Source organism: Mycobacterium sp. E2699 (genome assembly GCF_001666745.1).
Taxonomy (GTDB): Bacteria; Actinomycetota; Actinomycetes; order Mycobacteriales; family Mycobacteriaceae; genus Mycobacterium.
The window spans coordinates 1-1316 of record NZ_LZJH01000113.1 but is presented as its reverse complement, the minus strand read 5'-3'; the positions used below and the strand labels follow the sequence as shown (position 1 = coordinate 1316).

At 68.2% G+C, this 1316-nt stretch carries 1 protein-coding gene; it reads right to left on the bottom strand.

All coding sequences use genetic code 11. The features are described 5' to 3' along the window. A partial coding sequence (locus A5696_RS29240) for an HAD-IC family P-type ATPase (RefSeq protein WP_156738510.1) occupies nucleotides 1-1316 on the bottom strand: 1316 nt, incomplete at both ends.

Below are 1316 nucleotides of genomic sequence, written 5' to 3'. Positions count from 1 at the left end.
GCGAAAACGATAAACGTCTGGGTGAGAAGGTTTTCCAGGAACCACCCGGTGTGAAACGCCACCTCGCCGGCGTGCAGGATGCCGAGCATGAATCCGAAGGTCAAGAAGTCGAACAGCGAGTTGATGGGCCCGAACGTCAGCATGAACCTGCGGATGAAGGCGACGTTCCAGTGCGCCGGCGCATCGCGTTGCTCCTCATCGACGCGGTCGGTGGGGATCGCCAACTGCGAGGCATCGTAGAGCAGGTTGCCCAGCAGGATCTGGCTGGGCAGCATCGGCAGAAACGGCAAGAACGCCGACGCGGCGGCGGCGCTGAAGGTGTTGCCGAAATTGCTCGATGTGCCCATGAACACGTACTTGATGGTATTGGCGAAAATCCTTCTGCCCGTGGCCACCCCGGTGGCCAGCACCCCCAGGTCCTTTTCCAGCAAGACCACGTCGGCCGCGTCCTTGGCCACGTCGGTGGCGCTGTCTACGGAGATCCCCACGTCCGCGGCGTGCAGGGCCAACGCGTCGTTGACGCCGTCGCCGAGGAAGCCGACCGATCGCCCGTTGCGGCGCAGCGCGGTGATCAGCCGCGCCTTCTGCTCGGGGGAGATGCGCGCGAAGATGGTGTGGTTTTGCGCGGCGTCGACGAACCCGTCGTCGTCGAGGGGTTCCAGCTCGGCGCCGGTGAGAGTGCCCTTGGACGCCAAACCCAGGTCATTGCAGACCTTTTCGGCGACCCGCGGATTGTCGCCGGTGGCGATCTTGAGCTCGATGCCCAGTTCGGCCAGCTGTGCCAGCGACTGGCGCGCCGCGGGTTTGGGTTCGTCGGCGAAGACCAGAAAGCCGGCCAGCGTGAGGTCGTGTTCGTCGTCGGCGGTGAGCTCCGTCAGCTCGGCGGCCGGGCGGGTGGCGACGGCGACCACCCGCCGTCCGGCGGCGAACAAGTCCGCCAGGGTCGCATCCGCGGCCGCCGGCGTCCCGTCGCACCGGTCCAGGACCTGTTCGGGGGCGCCCTTGACGACGAGGAGGCGGTTGCCGTCGTCGTCGACCAACACCGACGTCGCGCGCCGCTCGTGGTCGAACGGCAGCAGCGCGACGCGGCGCACCGCGCCGCCCACCAGTTGCTGTGGCTGCGGGGAGTCCCACAGCGCGGCGTCGAGCGGATTGGCGCTCACCACACCGGATTCCGGGTCGACGTCGGTGGCCAGCAACCCGAGCCGCCGGACCGGCTCGGCCGGCGCACCGGCCGGATCGACCGCGCCGACCAGGCGGATGCGGCCCTCCGTCAGCGTGCCGGTCTTGTCGGTGATCAGGATGTCGATGTAGCC